This is a genomic window from Streptomyces sp. AC550_RSS872, assembly GCF_019049285.1.
GTDB lineage: Bacteria > Actinomycetota > Actinomycetes > Streptomycetales > Streptomycetaceae > Streptomyces.
In genome coordinates this window covers 1-269 of sequence record NZ_JAGMUL010000126.1, presented here as the reverse complement: position 1 = coordinate 269, position 269 = coordinate 1, and the positions used below count along the sequence as shown (strand labels likewise).

Annotated in this window: 1 pseudogene; it reads right to left on the bottom strand. The window is 69.5% G+C overall.

Annotated features, from left to right (window positions below):
- Nucleotides 1-269: pseudogene (locus tag KUM44_RS35060) on the bottom strand (polyamine ABC transporter ATP-binding protein); the annotation flags it as partial.

The window sequence follows — 269 nt, the reverse complement described above, 5'->3', positions numbered from 1 at the left end:
CGGACCAAAGTGCCGACGTAGGTGGCGGTCTCCACCGTGCCGGTACAGAACCCGTCATCGGTGGCACAGGCCCGCAGCCGACCCGGCTGCACAGCAACCTTCACCTGACTGCCGGAGGGCAGCTGGTGGCGACGCGCCTTGAGCAGAGTGCCGCTGGCATCCAGGCGGACCAGGGTGTGCTCGTCGGTGTGCTGCTCGATGCGGCCGGGCAGGAAGTTGGCCGCGCCGAGGAAGTCCGCCACGAACGGGGTCCTGGGCCGCTCGAACAG